Below are 17,853 nucleotides of genomic sequence, written 5' to 3'. Positions count from 1 at the left end.
ACCAACCGATCCAAGGCCGGTTGTGACGGGGTGGCAGTAGCACAGGGTTCTAAAAAGGGGCGCGCTGAGCGGCTTACTTCTCGCGCTTGTAGAAGGGCAGCTCGACGATATCGAAGGGAGCAACCTTACCACGGATATCGACGTTGACGGTCGCACCTGCGGTAGCGTGCTCGGTGGCCAGTAGAGCCATAGCAACGGGGTAGCCCAGGGTGGGTGAGGGAATACCCGAGGTAATCTCACCGATCTCGGTGCCATTCTCGTCTACCAGCTTGGAGCCCGCTCGGCCGGGGCGCTTGCCCTGGGCCTTGAGGCCCACCAGAGAACGAGCCGGGGTCTGCTCGGAGAGCTGGACCAGGGCGTCCTTACCCACGAAGTTGGCGGACTTCTTGGTCAGGGCGATCTCAACCAGCTTGCCCATGCCCGACTCGAAGGGGGTAATGTCGCGCCCCAGTTCGTGGCCGTAGAGGGGCATACCGGCTTCAAGGCGCAGGGAGTCACGGGCCGCGAGGCCTGCGGGAATAGCCCCGTGCTTCTCGCCGCGCTCGGCGGCCAGAGCCCAGAGCTTGGCGGCGTCCTCGTTAGCGACATAGATTTCGAAGCCGTCCTCACCGGTGTAGCCGGTGCGAGCCAGCAGGGCCTCAATATCGCCGAAGCGGATGGGGGCAGCTGCGTAGTAGCCCATGGAGGTGATGGTCTCGGCGTCGGAGGGGTCCATGTCGAGCAGGATGGCTTCAGAGGCCGGGCCCTGAACAGCAACCAGGGAAGTCGCCTCAGTCTCATTGACCAGCTGCACGTCGAAGCCTGCGGTGCGGGCGCTCATGGCCTCGTAGTCGGCGGCGACGTTGGCGGCGTTGGGAATGACCAGGAACTCTTCCTCGCCCAGGCGGTAGGTAATCAGGTCGTCAATGACGCCGCCGTCCTCAGCCAGAAGCAGGGAGTACTTGGCCTTGCCCACCTTGAGAATCGACATGTTAGAGAGCAGGGCGTAGTCCAGGAAGGCGCCGGCGTCGGGGCCGGTGACGCGGAATTCGCCCATGTGGGAGAGGTCGAAGAGACCGGCAGCTGAGCGCACAGCCTTGTGCTCTTCAACGTCGTTGGTGTACTTGAGGGGCATGTCCCAGCCGCCGAAGTCGGTGAAGGCGGCGCCCAGGTCTGCGTGGACCTGGTAAAGGGCAGTTTTCTGGGGTGACATAGGGGTTAGACCTTTCTCGCCTTAGGCACTGTGGACTTCGATGTCGAAGGCTTCCATGGGCGGGCATTCGCAGACAAAGTTACGGTCGCCGCCGGCACCGTCGATACGGCCAACGGGGGTGAAGTACTTGTTCAGGCGCAGCTCGTGCACGGGGTAGGCGGCCTGCGAACGGGGGTAGGGGCGGGTCCATTCGTCGGCGGTGACGACCTCGGCGGTGTGCGGGGCGTTGCGCAGCACAGACTCCTCGGCGCTGACCTTACCGTCGATGACTTCCTGAATCTCAGCGTGGATCTGGGTCATGGCCTCAATGAAGCGATCCAGCTCAGCTAAGGACTCTGATTCGGTGGGCTCGACCATGAGGGTGCCGGGCACGGGGAAGGCCAGGGTGGGGGCGTGGAAGCCGTAGTCCATGAGGCGCTTACAGACGTCCTCGGCGGTGATTCCGGACGCCGCGGTCAGCTCGCGCAGATCCAGGATGCACTCGTGGGCGACCAGGCCGGTCTCACCCGCGTAGAGCACGGGGTACAGGGAGCCCAGCTTCTTGGCGATGTAGTTGGCCGAGAGGATGGCGGTTTCGGAAGAAGCTCGCAGGCCCTCAGCACCGGTCATAGCGATGTACATCCAGGAGATGGGGAGCACACCGGCAGAACCAAACATAGCCTGGGAGATGGGCAGGGGTGCATCTGCCAGCTTGCCTTCGGCGTCCGCCTCGAAGCCGTTACCGGGCAGGTACTTCTCGAGGTGGGCGCCGACAGCAACGGGGCCGACGCCGGGGCCACCACCGCCGTGGGGGATGGCGAAGGTTTTGTGCAGGTTCAGGTGGGAGACGTCGCCACCAAACTTGCCGGGCTGGGCCAGACCCATCTGGGCGTTGAGGTTGGCGCCGTCTACGTAAACCTGGCCACCGGCGTCATGCACCAGCTGGCAGACCTCAACGACCTGCTCCTCAAAGACACCGTGGGTGGAGGGGTAGGTGATCATGATGCCGGCGATGGTGTCACCGTATTTTTCGATCTTGGCCTTGAGGTCTTCAACGTCGATGGAGCCGTCGGGGGCGGTTGCCACACCGGCGACGGACAAACCTGCCAGGGCAGCGGAGGCGGCGTTGGTGCCGTGAGCGCTCATGGGAATCAGGACGACGGTGCGCTGGGTATCGCCGTTAGCCTCGTGGTAGGCGCGGATAGCACGCAGGCCAGCGTACTCGCCAGACGCACCGGAGTTGGGCTGCAGGGAGATAGCGTCGTAGCCGGTAATTTCAACCAGCCAGGCTGAGAGCTCATCAATCAGGGCCTTCCAGCCGGCAGCCTGGTCGGCAGGCACGTTGGGGTGGATGGAGGCGAACTCGGGCCAGGAAATGGGTTCCATCTCGGCTGCTGCGTTCAGCTTCATGGTGCAAGAGCCCAGGGGAATCATGGTACGGTCCAGGGCCAGGTCCTTGTCTGAGAGGGAGCGCAGGTAGCGCATCATGGAGGTCTCAGAGCGGTAGAGGTGAAAGACCGGGTGGGTCATGTAGTCGTCGGTGCGCAGCAGAGCCTCGGGCAGCTCGTAGGCATCGGTCTCCCCCAGTTCACCGCCCAGGGCAGCGGCCAAGGCTTCCAGTACCTCATCGGTGTGGGACTCGCCCACTGAGATGGAGATACGATCTGCTGAGATTTTACGGACGTTAATACCGGCGTCCAGGGCCTTGGCAACCAGCTCGTCGGCGCGTCCTTCGGCCTCAAAGGCAACGGTGTCGAAGAAGGTCTCGTGGACCAGCTTCAGGCCGGCTGCGGTACCAGCGGCGGCGATACGGGCGGCATTATCGTGCAGGCGACCCGCGATAACCCGCAGGCCCTCAGGGCCGTGGTAGACGGCGTAGGCACCGGCGGCGATAGCCAGCAGGGCCTGGGCGGTACAAATGTTTGAGGTGGCCTTTTCGCGGCGGATATGCTGCTCGCGGGTCTGCAGGGCCAGGCGGTAGGCGGGCTTGCCGAAGGCGTCCTGGGAAACACCGACCAGACGGCCGGGCAGGTTACGTTCCATACCCTTAGAGACAGCCATGAAAGCTGCGTGGGGTCCGCCGTACCAGAGGGGCAGGCCAAAGCGCTGGGAGGAGCCAACAGCGATGTCAGCGCCCTGGTGGCCGGGGGCGGTCAGCAGGGTCTGGGCCAGCAGGTCGGCGATGACGGTAACCAGGGCGCCACGCTCCTTGGCGGCCTTGATGACCGGCTCAATATCGCGGACTTCACCATCGTGGCCGGGGTTGGAGATAATGACGCCGTAAAGGTCGCCCTCGGGCAGGCCATCGGCAAAATCGGTAATCACAAAAGGAATGCCCAGGGCTTCAGCGCGGCCACGGACAACCGAGAGGGTCTGGGGCAGGGCACGGGAGTCAATAGCGAAGAAGCCGTTCTTGACCTTGCGGTTGGCCCGGTGCATCATGACGGCGGCCTCAGCAACGGCGGTTGCCTCATCCAGCAGAGAGGCGTTAGCGATGGGCAGGCCGGTCAGTTCCATAACGGTGTTCTGGAAGTTCAGTAGCGCTTCGAGACGACCCTGGGAGATTTCGGGCTGATAGGGGGTGTAGGAGGTGTACCAGCCCGGGTTTTCAAGAATGTTGCGGCGAATCACAGCCGGGGTGATGGCGTCATAGTAGCCGGCGCCAATCATCTGGTGCTTGACCTGGTTAAGGGCGGCGTAGGAGGCAATCTTGTTCTGGGCCTCAAGTTCGGTCAGGGGGGCGGGCAGGTTGAGGTCGCCCTCTAGACGAATATTGGAAGGGATGACCTCGTTGATGAGGGCGCCAAGGCTGTCATAGCCCAGCACCGAGAGCATGGTTTCTTGGTCGTTTGAGCGGGGGCCAAGGTGGCGGTCGATAAATGACATGGTGACTCTCCAGGGTAGAGGGTAAACCTGCCCACAGGGGTGCCCTGTGGTGGTGCCCTCCCCGCTCTGTTAAAACCTGAGAGTTTTGGTTCGCAGCTACCCATCACGCTTGGTAGCGGGCGCGAATTTTGCCCCTTCGGTGGGGGTTTAACGCCCCTCTCCAGAGTTGCCTAACTGAGCGGTACATGTGCCTGAGAGTTTCCCGGGGAGGGTTTGCTCCTTCGGCGCCGGTGCCCGTGGTCCCTCAACCTCGAGCATGTACGGTCTCTCCCGCACCAGTTGTAACGGCGTTTTAGTTGTAACAACCCTTATTGTGCCACACCTTACACCCAAAGCACCACATGAGGGAATTTTGGGGTGGAAAAGTCGATTTTACGGGGGGCGGACGCAACCGCGCCCCGCCCCTGCCCAAAGGCAGGAAAGCGGGGCGCGGGCGTCCGGAAATCTCCCTGGACGGAGAGTGCCAAGCCAAGCTTAGGCGGCGCGGGCGGGTTTCTTATCTGAAGCCATCCAGAGGGAAACCAGAATAGAAATCACGCAGGTAGAAGCCAGGGCCAGCACGCCCCAGAAATAGTTGCCGAAAGCGGTGTAGGCAGCGCCCATAATCAGGGGCGGGAAGTAGCCGCCCAGGCCACCGGCAGCCGAGACCAGACCAGACACGGTACCGGTATCTTGCGAGCGCACAACCTTGCCCAGCCAGCCGTAGATGGTGCCGGTACCGAAGCCCACAAAGAGGGCCATGACCACGTGAATCAGGGTATTCACGGCGGTGCTCTCAGGCTCAAAGGCAATGCAGATGGCCAGCACGGTCATAGCAACGAAAACGATGAGAGTGGTGAGCTTGCCGCCGAACTTATCGGCTGCGACCCCGCCGAAGGGGCGGGCCAGCACTGCGCAGGCCGCGAACATGGCCGCAAAAGTACCGCCGGCAACGGCCTCGTAGCCGTAGATGTTCTGCATGTAGGTAGAGAGGAAGTTCGAGAAAGCTACGAAGGCACCGAAGACCACAGCGTAGATGAAGCAGAGCTGCCAAGTGACCAGCTTCTTAGACACAGCCAGAATCTTGGGTAGAACCGGCTCGGGGGTGCGGGCCTTCATAACGGGTGAGTCACGGATGAAGAGCCAGACGATGACGGCGTAGGTCAGGGCTACGCAGCTCATAATGACGTGGGTGGGAAAGTAGCCAAAAGCAGCCAGCATGCGGGGGTTGAAGAAGGCGGCGCAGGCGGTACCGACCATGCCCATGCCGAAGATACCTGTGGCGAGGCCCTTGCGGTGGGGCTCAAACCAGGCAGCGGCGAAGGGAATACCCACCGCGAAGATGGAGCCACCGATACCCAGGAAGAAGGCTGCCAGCAGAAGCAGGGAGAAGTTACCCATCTGCCCCACCAGGCCGGTAACGAGCACCATGGACCCGGTAAGGGTCAGCATGATGGTGAACATAATGCGACCACCGAAGCGGTCGGTCAGTGCACCCACCGGAATACGGGCCAGGGACCCAACGATCACCGGGGTAGCGATCAGCAGGGAGCGCTGCCCCTCGGTCAGGCCGTAGGTTTCGGTGTAGTACTTGGCCAGGGGGCCAATCATGGTCCAGCCCCAGAAGCCAATCATGGAGGCCAGGGCCGCCATAATGACGTACTTGAACTGGCCAGCAAGCTGCGGATCTTTCGCAGCAACAGCCGTAGTAGACATGGTGTTTTCCTTAGTGGTGGTGGTGCTGGCGCTCGACCGTGCGGGCGTCCTTATTCACGGAGTCTGCGGTGCCTACCGGCGACCAGCCGCGGGCGTGGTTACGCTTGCCCCGCGAGCGGTAGACGATGTAGGGCCGGAAGATGTAGTGCAGGGGTGCGGTGAAGGCGTGCACCAGGCGGGTGAAGGGCCAGAGGCAGAAGAGAATCATGGCCACAATGACGTGGATGTGGAAGGAAGTAGTAGCGCTGGCCATGGCCTCGACGTTGGGCTGGAAGTAGAAGAGGGAGCGGAACCAGACCGAGACGGTTTCACGGTAGTTATGCTCGCCCTCGATCTCCATAGCGTTGAAGAGGGTGGCAACTGAGCCAAGGACGATGGCGCTGGTCAGGGCTACATACATCATCTTGTCGTTCCAGGTGGTGGCGCGGAAGACGGTGGCCGAGGTGCGGCGGCGGTAAATCATGGCGAAGAGGCCGATCAGGGTAGCAACCGCCGCAATGGAGCCCAGCACCAGGGCGTTGATGTGGTAGAAGTGCTCGGAGATGCCAACCGCGTCAGTCCAGGACTTGGGGATCACCAGACCCACGATGTGGCCCACGAGCACGACCAGGATGCCGTAGTGAAACATGGGCGAGGCGATGCGTAGCAGGCGGGATTCGTACATCTGGGAGGAGCGGGTGGTCCAGCCGAACTGGTCGGTCTTGTAACGCCAGATGGTACCGCCGATGACAATGGCGAGGGTGATGTAGGGGAAGATGCCCCAGAGGAAGAAGTCGAGGGCGTTAACTGTGCCGGTCACAGGGTGGCTCCGTTCTTATGGTCGGCACCGATGGTGGCGCCGGGTGTCTGTTCGTGGGGCAGCAAGAGGGGTAGCAGGCGGGGGTCGCCGGGGGCCAGGGCTAGGCCGACGGCTTCAGCGGGTGGGCCTGCTGTGACGAGTTTCTGCACGTCTGCCTGGGTTTCGGGGGAAACTCCGGGCAGGGTCTGGCAGACCGCTTCGATGAGCTCGTAATAGGGCAGGTTGTCGTCCCGTAGGGCCAGGCGTAGCAGCTCCAGGGAGGGGCGGTAGGCCTGCAGAGCAGCGCGGCCGGCGCGGGCGTCCACCAGGGCGGTGAACTCCAGCACCATGGGCAGGTAGTCGGGTAGTTCCCCGTGCAGGGTGGTGACCATGCCGGAGTCTCGGTACATCTGCTTGAAGCGGGCTAGGGCCTCGCCGCGGCGGCGGGTGTCGCCTTCGGTCCAGTAGGACAGGTGGAAGGCGTGCCGGCGTGACAGGTCGTATTCCTGTACGTATTCGGCCTGCATGGCGTCAAGCTCGGTTGCCTCGTACCAGGTCTTGATGCGGGCTACACCGCGCATTAAGTAGTCATTACCGGTTTCTTGGGCAAGCGCGGTAAGTTCCGGTAGCAGGGCGCGGGTTTCTTCGGTGGGGTAGCGCATGAGGACGCTGGTGAGCTGGTAGACCACGGCGTCGGTGGGGTGCCCGCTCCCCCAGTCCATGTCGAAGGGGTCGCCCGAGGGCGGGGTGGGTGGTTCCACCTCCGCCGCGTTGCGTTTGAGGAGTTTGGAGAAGAATCCTGCCACGGCTAGACCTTCTTGCTTCCGGAAGTATCGGGGAAGAGGGAGTCGGGGCGGGTTTTGCCGTCCCACATGAAGATATCGACCTTGCCGTCGGCACGGGCGGCGTTGGCGTAGGATCCTGCTGAGACGGGGACGGGGCGGTCACCGGGGTCGGTGAAGGCTCCGTCGTAGAGCATGCCGGGGCCGCCGTCGGTGTCGAGGGAGCAGCCGATTTCTTCGAGGTTGTGGGCGTCTTCGAGGTGGGCGGGCGGGATAACGTAGCGTTCTTCGTACTTAGAGATCGCCATGAGGCGGTACATCTCGTACATTTCTGCACCGGTCATGCCGACTTCGCGGGCGATGTCTTCGTTGCCGACGCCGCCAAGGGTGATGTCTCGCATGTAGGCGCGCATGGCGGCCAGCTTTTTGAGGACGTTGACCACGATGGTGGTGTCACCGGCGGTGAAGAGTTCTGCCAGGTATTCGACGGGGATGCGCAGGGAGTCGATGGCTCCGAAGAGGTTGGCCTGGGACTCTGCGTCGTGGCCTTGTTCCTTGAGTAGGTCGATGATGGGTGAGAGCGGCGGAACGTACCAGACCATGGGCATGGTGCGGTATTCGGGGTGCAGGGGAAGAGCGATCTTCCATTCCTTGGCCAGCTTGTAGACCGGGGACTTCTGGGCTGCGGTAATCCAGGAGTCAGGAATACCCTGCTTGGTTGCCTCGCGAATCACCTCGGGGTCAAAGGGATCGAGCATGATGTCGAGCTGGGCCTGGTAGAGCTGCTTTTCATCGGGTACAGAGGCAGCTTCGGTGACGCGGTCGGCGTCGTAGAGGAAGATGCCAATGTAACGCATGCGACCCACGCAGGTTTCGGCGCAGACGGTGGGAATACCGTATTCGATGCGGGGGTAGCAGAAGGTACATTTTTCGGCTTTGCCGCTCTTGTGGTTGAAGTAGATCTTCTTGTAGGGGCAGCCGGTGATGCACTGGCGCCAGCCGCGGCACTGGTTCTGGTCGACCAGCACGATGCCGTCCTCTTCGCGCTTGTAGATAGCGCCGGAGGGGCAGGACGCCATGCAGGAGGGGTTGAGGCAGTGCTCGCAGATGCGGGGCAGGTAGAACATGAAGGTGCGTTCGAATTCGAACTTTATCTTCTCTTCTGACTGCTGACGCACCTTTTCAACCAGAGGGTCCAGGTGGCCGGACTCGTGGGCACCGCCCAGGTTGTCGTCCCAGTTGGGACCCCATTCGATGGAGGTGTCCTCACCGGTAATCAGAGATTTAGGACGCGCGGTGGGAAAGTCATCGCCTAGGGGCGCGTTGGTGAGGTTCTCGTAGTCGTAGGTCCAGGGTTCGTAGTAGTCCGAGAGTTCGGGCTGAACCGGGGAGGCGAAGAGGGTAAAGAGTTTCTTGAAGCGGTTACCGCTCTTGAGCTCCAGGCGTCCGCGCTTGTTCAGCACCCAGCCGCCCTTCCACTTTTCCTGGTCTTCGTAGCGGCGGGGGTAGCCCTGGCCGGGGCGGGTCTCGACGTTGTTGAACCAGACGTATTCGGTACCGGCTCGGTTGGTCCAGGCCTGCTTACAGGTGACGGAGCAGGTGTGGCAGCCCAGGCACTTGTCGAGGGCCATGATCATTGAAACTTGTGCCATGACGCGCATTAGTAGGTTACCTCCTGCTTGCGGCGGCGAATTCTTGAAACGATATCTCGCTGGTTACCGGTGGGTCCCAGGTAGTTGAAGGCGTAGGCCTGGTGGGCGTAGCCACCGATCAGGTGGGTGGGTTTGACCATGATACGGGTGACGGAGTTGTGAATGCCGCCTCGCTTGCCCGAGACCTCTGACTTGGGAATGTTGACCAGGCGCTCCTGGGCGTGGTGCACGTAGACCACACCTTCGGGCATACGGTGGGAGACCACCGCGCGACCCACGAAGACGCCGTTGGCGTTCTCACACTCAATCCAGTCGTGGTCCTTGACCCCGATTTTGGCGGCGTCCGCCGGGCTCATCCAGGCATGGGTGCCACCGCGGGAGAGGGTCTGCATGTAGAGGTTGTCGTGGTAGGAGGAGTGGATAGCCCACTTGTTGTGCACCGTCACGTAACGTACAGCCACCGACAGGTCACCGGTCTCACCAATTTCAGGTTCACCGAAGAGGTTGTGCATATCGAGCGGCGGGCGGTAGACCGGCAGCTGCTCGCCCATCTCGCTCATCCAGTCGTGGTCTAGGAAGAAGTGCATACGACCGGTGAGGGTGTGGAAGGGCTTGAGCTGTTCGATGTTGAGGGTGAAGGGGGCGTAGCGGCGTCCACCGGTCTCTGAGCCTGACCATTCCGGTGAGGTAAAGACGGGGCAGGGCCGGTCCTGGGTATCGCGGAACTTAATGCGCTTTTCTTCGTTGCCCTCAGCAAGGTGGTGCATCTTTTTGCCCACCCGCTTTTCCAAGGCCTTGAAGCCCTTGAGGGCCACGGGGCCGTTGGAGGTACCCGAAAGAGCCAGGATGGTGTCGGCCAGTTTGATATCGGTGTCGAGAGCCGGCAGGCCAGCGCCCTTACCGCTACCCATCACCCCGTGTTCCTCAGCTAGCTGGGCCAGCTGCTCGTTGACGTCCACGGTCACGAACTTGGTGGTGGTGCCCAGCTTGGAGAGCAGGGGGCCGACCGAGGTGTACATGTCGTAGATAGCCGGGTAGTCGCGCTCCACCACGGTGAAGATGGGCATATTCTTGCCCGGGATACCGGCAATTCCCTGGTTCTTCCAGTCAGGTGCATGGCCGCCGGGCTGGGCCAGCTGGCCGGGGGTATCGTGCTGCAGGGGCACGGATACCAGGTCGCTGCGCTTGCCCAGGTGCTTGGCTGCCCACTTGGAGAACAGATAGGCCAGTTCCTTGAAGACCTGGTGGTCGGTCTTGGTCTCCCAGGGCGGGGTAATGGCCGGGGAGAAGGCGTGGATGTAGGGGTGCATATCGGTGGAAGAGATATCGTGCTTCTCGTACCAGGTAGCGGCGGGGAAGACGATGTCCGACAGCAGGGTGGATGAGGTCATGCGGTAGTCGGTAGTCACCAGCAGGTCCAGCTTGCCCTCGGGCGCGCTCTGGGCCCATTTAACCTCGGCAGGCTTGAAGTCCTCGGCGTCCTTACCCATGACCGAGTTATGGGTGCCGAGCAGGTGCTTGAGGAAGTATTCCTCGCCCTTGGCGGACGATCCCAGCAGGTTGTTGCGCCACAGCACCAGGGTGCGGGGCCAGTTGACCGGGTTATCGACGTCCTCCACCGAGAAGTCCAGGTCGCCAGAGTTAAGGCGCTGGGCAACGTAGTCTGCCGGGGACTCTGCGGTGCCTGCGGCAACCGCTGCGGCACCGGCGTCCGCAAGGTCCAGGGAGTTTTCGGGGAACTGGGGGTAGAAGGGCATCCAGCCCATGCGCACGGAGCGGGCTAGGACGTCCGCGGTGTGAACCCCGCGCAAATCCCCCTTGGCTAGGGGTGACTGCAGGGAGTCGGTGGTACGGCCGTCGGAGCGGAACTGGTCGGTGTGCATGTACCAGAAGGCGGTGCCTGCCTGGGTACGCGGCGGGCGAATCCAGTCCAGGGCGTTGGCCATGTGGGACCAGCCGGTGATGGGGCGAGCCTTTTCCTGGCCGACGTAGTGGGCCCAGCCGCCGCCGTTGCGGCCTTCAGCGCCGCACATCATGAGCAGGGCTAGAATCGCGCGGTAGGTGGTGTCACCGTGGTACCACTGGCAGATACCGGCACCCATGATAATCATGGTGCGGCCACCCGAATCGATGGAGTTCTGGGCGAATTCGCGGGCGGTGCGAATCACAGCATCGGCGGGTACGGAGGTAATGGCTTCCTGCCAGGCCGGGGTGTACTGGGTTTCGGCGTCCTCAAAACCGGCAGCCCAGGTACCGGGCAGGCCGGGGCGACCGATACCGTACTGGGCCAGCATGAGGTCGAAGACGGTAGTGACGGTCTTACCCTCAACCGTGATGGTGGGTACGCCGCGGGTAATGATCTTGCCGCGGCCCGAGGGCTCGTCAAAGGCGGGCATCTGGATTTCGACGGCACGCTCGGCGCCGGTGGGCAAATCCAGGATGGACAGGGCAGGCTTGACGCCCTGTAGGTCCAGGTTCCATTTGCCCTCGTCCTCAGCGTTGTAGCGGTACCCCAGGGAGCCGTTGGGCACCACGACCTCGCCGGTTTCGCGGTTGAGCAGGGCGGTCTTGAAGGACGCATCGGGCACCTGGGCGTGCTCGGCAAGGTTGGCGGCGGTGAGGAACTTAGCCGGAACCGTCACCCCGTCTTCGCGGGTCTCAAGGGTGACCAGGAAGGGGAAGTCAGTGTAGGTGCTCACGTAGTTCTCGAAGAACTCAACGCGGCGGTCAACGAAGTTCTCCTTGAGAATTACGTGACCCATAGCCATGGCCAGGGCAGCGTCGGTGCCGGCCTGGGCGGGTAGCCACTCGTCGGCGAACTTGGTGTTATCGGCGTAGTCGGGGGAAACCGAGACGACCTTGGTACCGCGGTAGCGCACCTCTGCCATCCAGTGAGCGTCGGGGGTGCGGGTGACCGGGATGTTGGAGCCCCACATCATCAGGTAGGTGGCGTCCCACCAGTCACCTGACTCGCGCACGTCCGTCTGGTCACCGAAGACCTGGGGTGAGGCAACAGGCAGGTCGGCGTACCAGTCGTAGAAGGAGGTCATCACGCCGCCGATGAGCTCAATGTAGCGAGCGCCTGAGGCGTGGGAGACCATGGACTTAGCCGGAATAGGTGAGAAGCCGATGTTGCGGTCGGGCCCGTAGGTCTTAATGGTGTGAATCTGCGCGGCGACCACCATTTCGAGAGCTTCGGCCCAGGAGCCGCGCACCAGGCCGCCCTTACCGCGGGCGCTCAGGTAGCGGGATCGCTTTTCGGGGTCAGAGACAATCGAGGCCCAGGCTTCGACGGGGTCGCCCAGGCGGGCGCGGGCTTCGCGGTACATTTCAAGCAGCACGCCGCGGATGTAGGGGTACTTCACGCGGGTCGGTGAGTAGGTGTACCAGGAGAAAGCTGCACCGCGGGGGCAGCCGCGCGGTTCGTACTCGGGACGGTCGGGGCCGACGGTGGGATAGTCGGTGGCCTGGGCTTCCCAGGTGATTACGCCGTCTTTGACGAAGACTTGCCAGGAGCATGAGCCGGTGCAGTTGACGCCGTGGGTGGAGCGGACGACTTTGTCATGGCTCCAGCGGTTGCGGTAGAAAACGTCGCCTGCGCGGCCGCCCTTGAGGAAGGCTGCGCGGCCGTCGTCGGTTTCGTCCCACTTGGTGAAGAATTTGCCAAATTTGATGAGCTTGTCAGTGAGCGGCCCGTCGGGCCCAGGTGTGTGTGATGCCTGCTGTGTCATGGGCACCAGTTTACCCAATAATTCGCACAATAAATACCGAATAAAAATCTTCGCTAATTAAGCATCAGGCATGCACATATTCAGCGGTGGCAAGGCTTTAAAGCACCCGCTCAGAAGCCCTACCCCTGGCTTGTCAGCCAGGAGTCAATGCCACCTTCCACGCTGTAGAGATCACTGAAACCAGCATCGGTGAGCAGCTTCAGCGCCTTGAGCGAGCGCACCCCCGCCGCACAGTAGAGGGCATAGCGCCCCTGGTGACTGGGCAGGATCGTGTCAATAGCCGACCCTAGAGCCGGATCGGTGGAAGCGGCTTCAATCAGCGACAGGGGCAGGTTGAAGCTACCCGGAACAGCTAGCGCTGCATGCTCGTGGGGCTCTCGCACATCAATGAGGGGAACCCCCTCAAAGTAGGGTGAGCTGGCAATATCAGCCCAGGTAACTTCCATACCGTACTGGTCAGGTTCGGCAGTAGCGGGTTCCCAGTCGGCAGCAGGCGGACGCAGGGGCGCAGGGGCCTGCCCCTTCCCCGCTACCTGCCCACCGGCGTCCGCACCGGAACCCGCCGTGCGGGCACTCGAGTCGGCACCCGAACCAGAAGCGGCGCGGGAGGTAGAGGCAAGCAGGGGGATGTACTCCCAGCGGCCGGTCAGACCGGTATAGTAGCCCACCTCGCCCATCAGCGGCTGTCCTATACCGGTCAGCAGCTTAATAACTTCCAGGGCCATCGCGGTTCCAACGACCCCAGCCAGGGCACCGATCACCCCTGCGGTAGCGCAGTTGGGTACCGAACCGGGGGCTGGTTCGAGCGGGTAAAGGTCCTCGTAGACCGGCCCATGACCCGCCCAGAAGACGCTCATCTGGGCGTCAAACCCGAGAATGGCACCCCACACATGGGGAATGCCCAGGGCGGCAGCAGCGCGAGAAGCGGTGTAGCGGGTGGGGAAATTATCGGAACCATCGACCAGTACGTCCACCCCGGCTAGCAGCTCTGCCGCATTAGCGTCGGTCAGACGCTCTTTGACAGCTTCGACCCTAATCAGGGGGTTGAGTTCGCGCAGGGTTTGGGCGGCTGAGTCAGCCTTGGAGGCCCCTACCCGGGCATAGGAGTGGATGACCTGACGGTGCAGGTTAGAGGTTTCTACCGCATCATCGTCGATGATGAGAATACGACCGACACCCGCCCCGGCCAGGTAGAGCAGAGCCGGGGAGCCCAGGCCGCCTGCCCCGATCACCGCAACCGTTGCCGCGTTCAGCTTTTCCTGACCAGCCTGCCCCATCTCCGGCAGAATCATCTGCCGCCCGTAGAGCTGGTAGGCCAGCGAGGTTAGTTCAGAGGTCATGGTGGGCCCTTTCTAGCCGGTAGGCGTATCGATTCCTACCCACTGCACGCTGCCGTCGGTGAGTTCTTGTTCTTTCCAGATGGGTACTTCTGCTTTGATGCGGTCAGCTGTCAGGGAGCAGGCAGTGAAGGCTGTGCCGCGGTGGGCGGCGGCGGCGAGTACGGTGAGGGCTGATTCTCCGATGGAGATGGGGCCGATGCGGTGGGCTGCCCAGAGGCGCACGCCGGGGATTTCTTCTGCCACCGAGTGCAGGACGCGCTCCAGATAGTCGGTTGCCTGCGGGTGGGCGGTATAGGCCAGGGCCGCTACAGGATCCCCGTGGTCGTGGTCGCGCACGATACCGTCAAAGACGACCAGGGCGCCCATGGCGCGGGTCATGGTCGCTTCTTTAGCTCCTGCCAGGAGCGGTTCGAGGGGGTCTTCGGTAATGGAGGCGTGAACGACCGTGGAGTCCACCGGTTCGAGCGGACGCCCCGCGTAGGGGTTAGCCACCGAGGGGCCTGTGGCATGAGGGTCTGGGTGGTTAGTGGTCATGGTAGTCCTCTAGCTGGCGGCAGATGTGGGTAACGAGGGGTTCGAGCACGGCACAACCGTCTTTGACTCCGCCGGTGGAGCCGGGCAGGGTCATGATGAAGCTGGTGCCGATGACGCCTGCGATTCCGCGGGAGAGGACGGCGGCGGGGGTGTTTTTGAGGCCCTGATTCCAGAAGGCATGCATGATGCCGGGGACTTCTTTGGTGAGGTGGGGGCGCACGGCTTCGACGGTTGTGTCGTCTGAGTTGAGGCCGGTTCCACCGCTGGTCAGGATGAAGGTGGGCAGGTTACCGGCAGCGACTAGCCGGTCGATGTAGGCGGGGACGTCGGCGTCCGCTACGACGACCGCGTCAGGGGTGTCGAAGCCCTGGTCGCGCAGCCAGGCTACGGCCAGAGGGCCAGACTTGTCTTCGTAGATTCCGCGGGCGGCCCGGGTAGAGGCCACGATCACTAGGCCGGTGCGGTTCTCGGGCAGGGTGTAGCTGCTGCTCACTGCTCCACCTTCCAGTCGCCGGATTTTCCGCCGGTTTTTTCCAGAACCCGCAGGCCGGTGATGGTGGCCTGCTTATCGACGGCCTTGATCATGTCATAGACGGTGAGGGCTGCGCCGGAGACCGCGCTGAGGGCTTCCATTTCTACGCCGGTGACGCCGCGGGTTTTGACCAGGACTTCGATGCGGACGCGGTCGGGGTGGCGTTCGAAGTCGATGGTAATTTTGCCCAGGGGTAGGGGGTGGCAGAGCGGGATGATGTCGGGGGTTTTCTTGGCTGCCATGATGCCGGCGACGCGGGCGACGGGCAGAGCGTCCCCCTTGGGCAGGTCGGCGTCGAAGATTTTGTCGATGACGTCCGCCCGGGTGATGACGTAGCCTTCGGCTATAGCGGTGCGGGTGGTTTCGTTCTTTTCGGTGACGTCAACCATGTGGGCACTGCCGTCGGCACGCACGTGGGTGAGGTTTCCGTTGGGGGTGGGGGCGGTCATGGTTCTTGGCTTAGCCTCTCAACACAAAATTAATCAGTATTTACTATACGTGATTTGCTGGCAGGGGTGTCTATCTGCACCTCACAGGGCAATATACCGCACCGGTTCACCGCCGCGGTAGGTGCGCCCCGGTTCCAGTTCCACCAGGGCATCGGCGCGGGCTGCCTGCAGGAGCAGATGGGAGCCGGTTGCGGCGTCCGGAGTCAGCAGGGCAAGGACGCTCCCGTCCGCCCGAGCCTGCCGAGTCAGGTGGGCGCGGCGGTACTGGGTTTTTCCAGCCGGTGCCGCGATGGGGGCATCGAGCACCAGCTGGCCGTAGGCGTCCGGCTGATCTTCTGCTGCCAGGTGGGCCAGGGCAGGGCGCAGGAGCAGGTGGTAGCTAATGAGGGTGCTCACCGGGTTGCCCGGCAGGCAGAGTACCGGTAGCACCCTGCCGTCGGGGGCCTCGAGTAGGGCCAGCCCCTGGGGGCCGCCGGGCTGCTGGGCAACATGGCCAAACCAGCTAGCCCTCACCCGCCCCCCACCGGCAGGAGCAGTAGCCAGAGCCGCCAACCCCAGACGCACCACCTCGTATTTACCGTGGCTGATACCACCGCTGGTCACGATAAGGTCGGGCACCTGATGGGCCAGAGCCTTCTGCAGGGCCGTGCAGAAATCTTCTACCGAGTCCCCGATGGGCAGGTGGTCGGTGGTACAGCCGTCCTGATGAAGCAGGGCCGCCAACACCGGGCCGTTGGCGTCAAAAATCTGCCCGGTAGCAGGCGCCCGGCCCGCCCCAGCGACCTCGTCGCCACCTGTCACCACCAGCACCCGAAGGGGGCGGTAGACCGGCACGCTCGCGATTCCCTGGGCGGCCAGGGCGCCGATGAAGGCCGGGGTCAGGCAACTGCCGCTTTCTGCCAGGAGCTGGCCTGCGGCAACGTCCTCTCCCACAGCCCGTACGAAAGTACCGGGGGTAGCCGGGGGTATCTCCACCTGCCCGCCCTCGGCTACGAAGCCTGCGGCGTCCGTCTCTCCGGCCACAGGGCTGGTGCGCTCGACGGGAACAACGGTGGTGTAGCCATCCGGCAGCGGAGCTCCCGTCATGACCGGGTAAACCAGAGTATCGCTCACCGGCAGCCCCTCCCCGGTGGCTCCGGCAGGAACGTCCCGCCCTACCCGAAAAACCCGCTGGCCTGCCCGGGCGGCAGTGCTGGTGAGGGCGTAACCGTCCATCTGGGAGTTAGCGAAAGAGGGCTGGGGGGCAAGCGCGTAGAGGGATTCAGCGAGCTGGTACCCGGCGACCTCCCCCAGGGGCAGGCTATAGGGGGTGCGGGCGACGGTGGCAGCTACCAGGTCGCGCACACAGGAAGCGTAGGCCCGCGGCTGAAGGCGGGAGCCGGTGGGAAGCAGATGGGCAAGGGTTTCTGTAGAGGTTTCTGTCGGCAGCATCATGAGGGGCGGTCTCCTTTCAGTCGCCCCAGCCAGAGGGCCAGGGCTCCGGCGGCAAGCAGGCTGAGGTAGAGGGCAATAAGCATGAGGGCTGCGCCCAGGGCTGCCTCCATGCGGTTGGAGCTCAGAGCCAGCTCAATGGCCAGGGGGATGGTTCGGGTGACGCCCTCGATATTTCCGGCGAAGGTAACGGTTGCCCCGTATTCACCCAGGGCACGGGCGAAGGTCAGGACGGCCGCCGTCAGCAGGCCTGGGGTAGCCAGCGGGAGCAGCACCCGGGTGGTGACCTCCGCGGGGCTGGCCCCCTCAAGCCGGGCGATTTCGGCATACTCTGGCGGCAGGGCCCGCAGGGTGGTGACCAGGGTGGCCACGAAGAAGGGCAGGGCAACAAAAGTCTGGGCCAGCACCACAGCCAGCGGGGTGTAGGCCACCGAGATACCGGCGGTATCGAGCCAGGAACCGAGCAGCCCGCGTCTACCCCAGAAGAAGAGCAGGGCTAGACCCGAGACCACCGGGGAGAAAATGATGGGGGTATAAATCAGTCCGTAGAGGGGCCAGGTCAGGCGGCGAGCGCGAGACCGTTCGAGAACCGTGGCTAGCACCAGGGCTGTAGGGGTGCCCAGTAGGGCTGATACAGCGGTGGCAGCTAGAGCGGTGAGCACCGAGAGCCGGACGGCAGCCAGGGCAGCTGGTTCTGCCAGTAGCTGGGGCAGACTCCCCCAGGGCGTACGGACCAGGAGGGAAAGCAGGGGACCCGCAATAACTGCCAGGGTGATCAGGGTGGGCAGCACGGCATGCACGGGGACGGATGTGAAGGAGCTGGCCCGCCCTCGTGGCGGCGGGGTGGGTGCGGGGCCGGGTGTGCTCATGGT

General features: G+C 63.2%; 13 protein-coding genes and 2 riboswitches. All 13 genes read right to left on the bottom strand.

The features are described 5' to 3' along the window. Positions 1-73: 73 nt before the first annotated feature. The 13 genes from gcvT to ACED88_RS01385 all read right to left on the bottom strand — a co-directional run bounded on the left by gcvT (position 74) and on the right by ACED88_RS01385 (position 17,850). The gene (gcvT, locus tag ACED88_RS01445) at positions 74-1,192 is read right to left on the bottom strand and encodes a glycine cleavage system aminomethyltransferase GcvT (protein ID WP_449107449.1); all 1,119 of its coding nucleotides are present in this window, start codon (positions 1,190-1,192) and stop codon (positions 74-76) included. A gap of 21 nt (positions 1,193-1,213) precedes the next feature. Further along, positions 1,214-4,057, bottom strand: a complete 2,844-nt coding sequence (gcvP, locus tag ACED88_RS01440; RefSeq protein WP_449107448.1) for an aminomethyl-transferring glycine dehydrogenase — start codon at positions 4,055-4,057, stop codon at positions 1,214-1,216. Positions 4,058-4,113: 56 nt separating this feature from the next. Continuing rightward, positions 4,114-4,226: riboswitch (glycine riboswitch) on the bottom strand. After that, positions 4,227-4,340: riboswitch (glycine riboswitch) on the bottom strand. 191 nt (positions 4,341-4,531) lie between these two features. Next, positions 4,532-5,752, bottom strand: a complete 1,221-nt coding sequence (locus ACED88_RS01435; protein ID WP_449107447.1) for an MFS transporter — start codon at positions 5,750-5,752, stop codon at positions 4,532-4,534. Between the two features lie 10 nt (positions 5,753-5,762). After that, entirely contained in the window at positions 5,763-6,551 is a 789-nt protein-coding gene (narI, locus tag ACED88_RS01430; protein ID WP_449107446.1) for a respiratory nitrate reductase subunit gamma, read from the bottom strand. Further along, positions 6,548-7,336, bottom strand: a complete 789-nt coding sequence (gene narJ / locus ACED88_RS01425) for a nitrate reductase molybdenum cofactor assembly chaperone (protein WP_449107445.1) — start codon at positions 7,334-7,336, stop codon at positions 6,548-6,550. The genes narI and narJ overlap by 4 nt, the downstream gene beginning before the upstream one ends. A 2-nt stretch (positions 7,337-7,338) precedes the next feature. After that, positions 7,339-8,973 carry a nitrate reductase subunit beta gene (gene narH, locus ACED88_RS01420; protein ID WP_449107444.1) on the bottom strand — a complete coding sequence of 545 codons (1,635 nt, stop codon included), beginning with the start codon at positions 8,971-8,973 and terminating at the stop codon, positions 7,339-7,341. Further along, on the bottom strand, positions 8,973-12,695 hold the full coding sequence (locus ACED88_RS01415) for a nitrate reductase subunit alpha (RefSeq protein ID WP_449107443.1): 3,723 nt from the start codon (positions 12,693-12,695) through the stop codon (positions 8,973-8,975). The genes narH and ACED88_RS01415 overlap by 1 nt, the downstream gene beginning before the upstream one ends. A 119-nt stretch (positions 12,696-12,814) precedes the next feature. Further along, the gene (locus tag ACED88_RS01410) at positions 12,815-14,035 is read right to left on the bottom strand and encodes a ThiF family adenylyltransferase (protein ID WP_449107442.1); all 1,221 of its coding nucleotides are present in this window, start codon (positions 14,033-14,035) and stop codon (positions 12,815-12,817) included. A 12-nt stretch (positions 14,036-14,047) separates the two neighbouring features. After that, positions 14,048-14,569, bottom strand: a complete 522-nt coding sequence (locus tag ACED88_RS01405; RefSeq protein WP_449107441.1) for a molybdenum cofactor biosynthesis protein MoaE — start codon at positions 14,567-14,569, stop codon at positions 14,048-14,050. Beyond that, the gene (locus ACED88_RS01400) at positions 14,559-15,062 is read right to left on the bottom strand and encodes a MogA/MoaB family molybdenum cofactor biosynthesis protein (RefSeq protein ID WP_237204761.1); all 504 of its coding nucleotides are present in this window, start codon (positions 15,060-15,062) and stop codon (positions 14,559-14,561) included. The genes ACED88_RS01405 and ACED88_RS01400 overlap by 11 nt, the downstream gene beginning before the upstream one ends. After that, complete coding sequence (moaC, locus tag ACED88_RS01395) at positions 15,059-15,550, bottom strand: cyclic pyranopterin monophosphate synthase MoaC (RefSeq protein WP_449107440.1); 492 nt, start codon at positions 15,548-15,550, stop codon at positions 15,059-15,061. The genes ACED88_RS01400 and moaC overlap by 4 nt, the downstream gene beginning before the upstream one ends. A gap of 81 nt (positions 15,551-15,631) precedes the next feature. Further along, the gene (locus ACED88_RS01390; RefSeq protein WP_449107439.1) at positions 15,632-16,984 is read right to left on the bottom strand and encodes a molybdopterin molybdotransferase MoeA; all 1,353 of its coding nucleotides are present in this window, start codon (positions 16,982-16,984) and stop codon (positions 15,632-15,634) included. Then, positions 16,981-17,850, bottom strand: a complete 870-nt coding sequence (locus tag ACED88_RS01385; protein WP_449107438.1) for an ABC transporter permease — start codon at positions 17,848-17,850, stop codon at positions 16,981-16,983. The genes ACED88_RS01390 and ACED88_RS01385 overlap by 4 nt, the downstream gene beginning before the upstream one ends. Positions 17,851-17,853: the final 3 nt, after the last annotated feature.

It is taken from the genome of Rothia sp. 11273D007AR, assembly GCF_053547255.1.
This window is presented reverse-complemented; position numbering and strand designations above follow the sequence as displayed.

What these genes read in the sequence shown, in the direction of transcription:
- gcvT (WP_449107449.1), bottom strand. Translation starts at nt 1,192, where the DNA reads ATGTCACCCCAGAAAACTGCCCTTTACCAGGTCCACGCAGACCTGGGC.
- gcvP (WP_449107448.1), bottom strand. Translation starts at nt 4,057, where the DNA reads ATGTCATTTATCGACCGCCACCTTGGCCCCCGCTCAAACGACCAAGAA.
- ACED88_RS01435 (WP_449107447.1), bottom strand. Translation starts at nt 5,752, where the DNA reads ATGTCTACTACGGCTGTTGCTGCGAAAGATCCGCAGCTTGCTGGCCAG.
- narH (WP_449107444.1), bottom strand. Translation starts at nt 8,973, where the DNA reads ATGCGCGTCATGGCACAAGTTTCAATGATCATGGCCCTCGACAAGTGC.
- ACED88_RS01415 (WP_449107443.1), bottom strand. Translation starts at nt 12,695, where the DNA reads ATGACACAGCAGGCATCACACACACCTGGGCCCGACGGGCCGCTCACT.
- ACED88_RS01410 (WP_449107442.1), bottom strand. Translation starts at nt 14,035, where the DNA reads ATGACCTCTGAACTAACCTCGCTGGCCTACCAGCTCTACGGGCGGCAG.
- ACED88_RS01405 (WP_449107441.1), bottom strand. Translation starts at nt 14,569, where the DNA reads ATGACCACTAACCACCCAGACCCTCATGCCACAGGCCCCTCGGTGGCT.
- moaC (WP_449107440.1), bottom strand. Translation starts at nt 15,550, where the DNA reads ATGACCGCCCCCACCCCCAACGGAAACCTCACCCACGTGCGTGCCGAC.
- ACED88_RS01390 (WP_449107439.1), bottom strand. Translation starts at nt 16,984, where the DNA reads ATGATGCTGCCGACAGAAACCTCTACAGAAACCCTTGCCCATCTGCTT.
- ACED88_RS01385 (WP_449107438.1), bottom strand. Translation starts at nt 17,850, where the DNA reads ATGAGCACACCCGGCCCCGCACCCACCCCGCCGCCACGAGGGCGGGCC.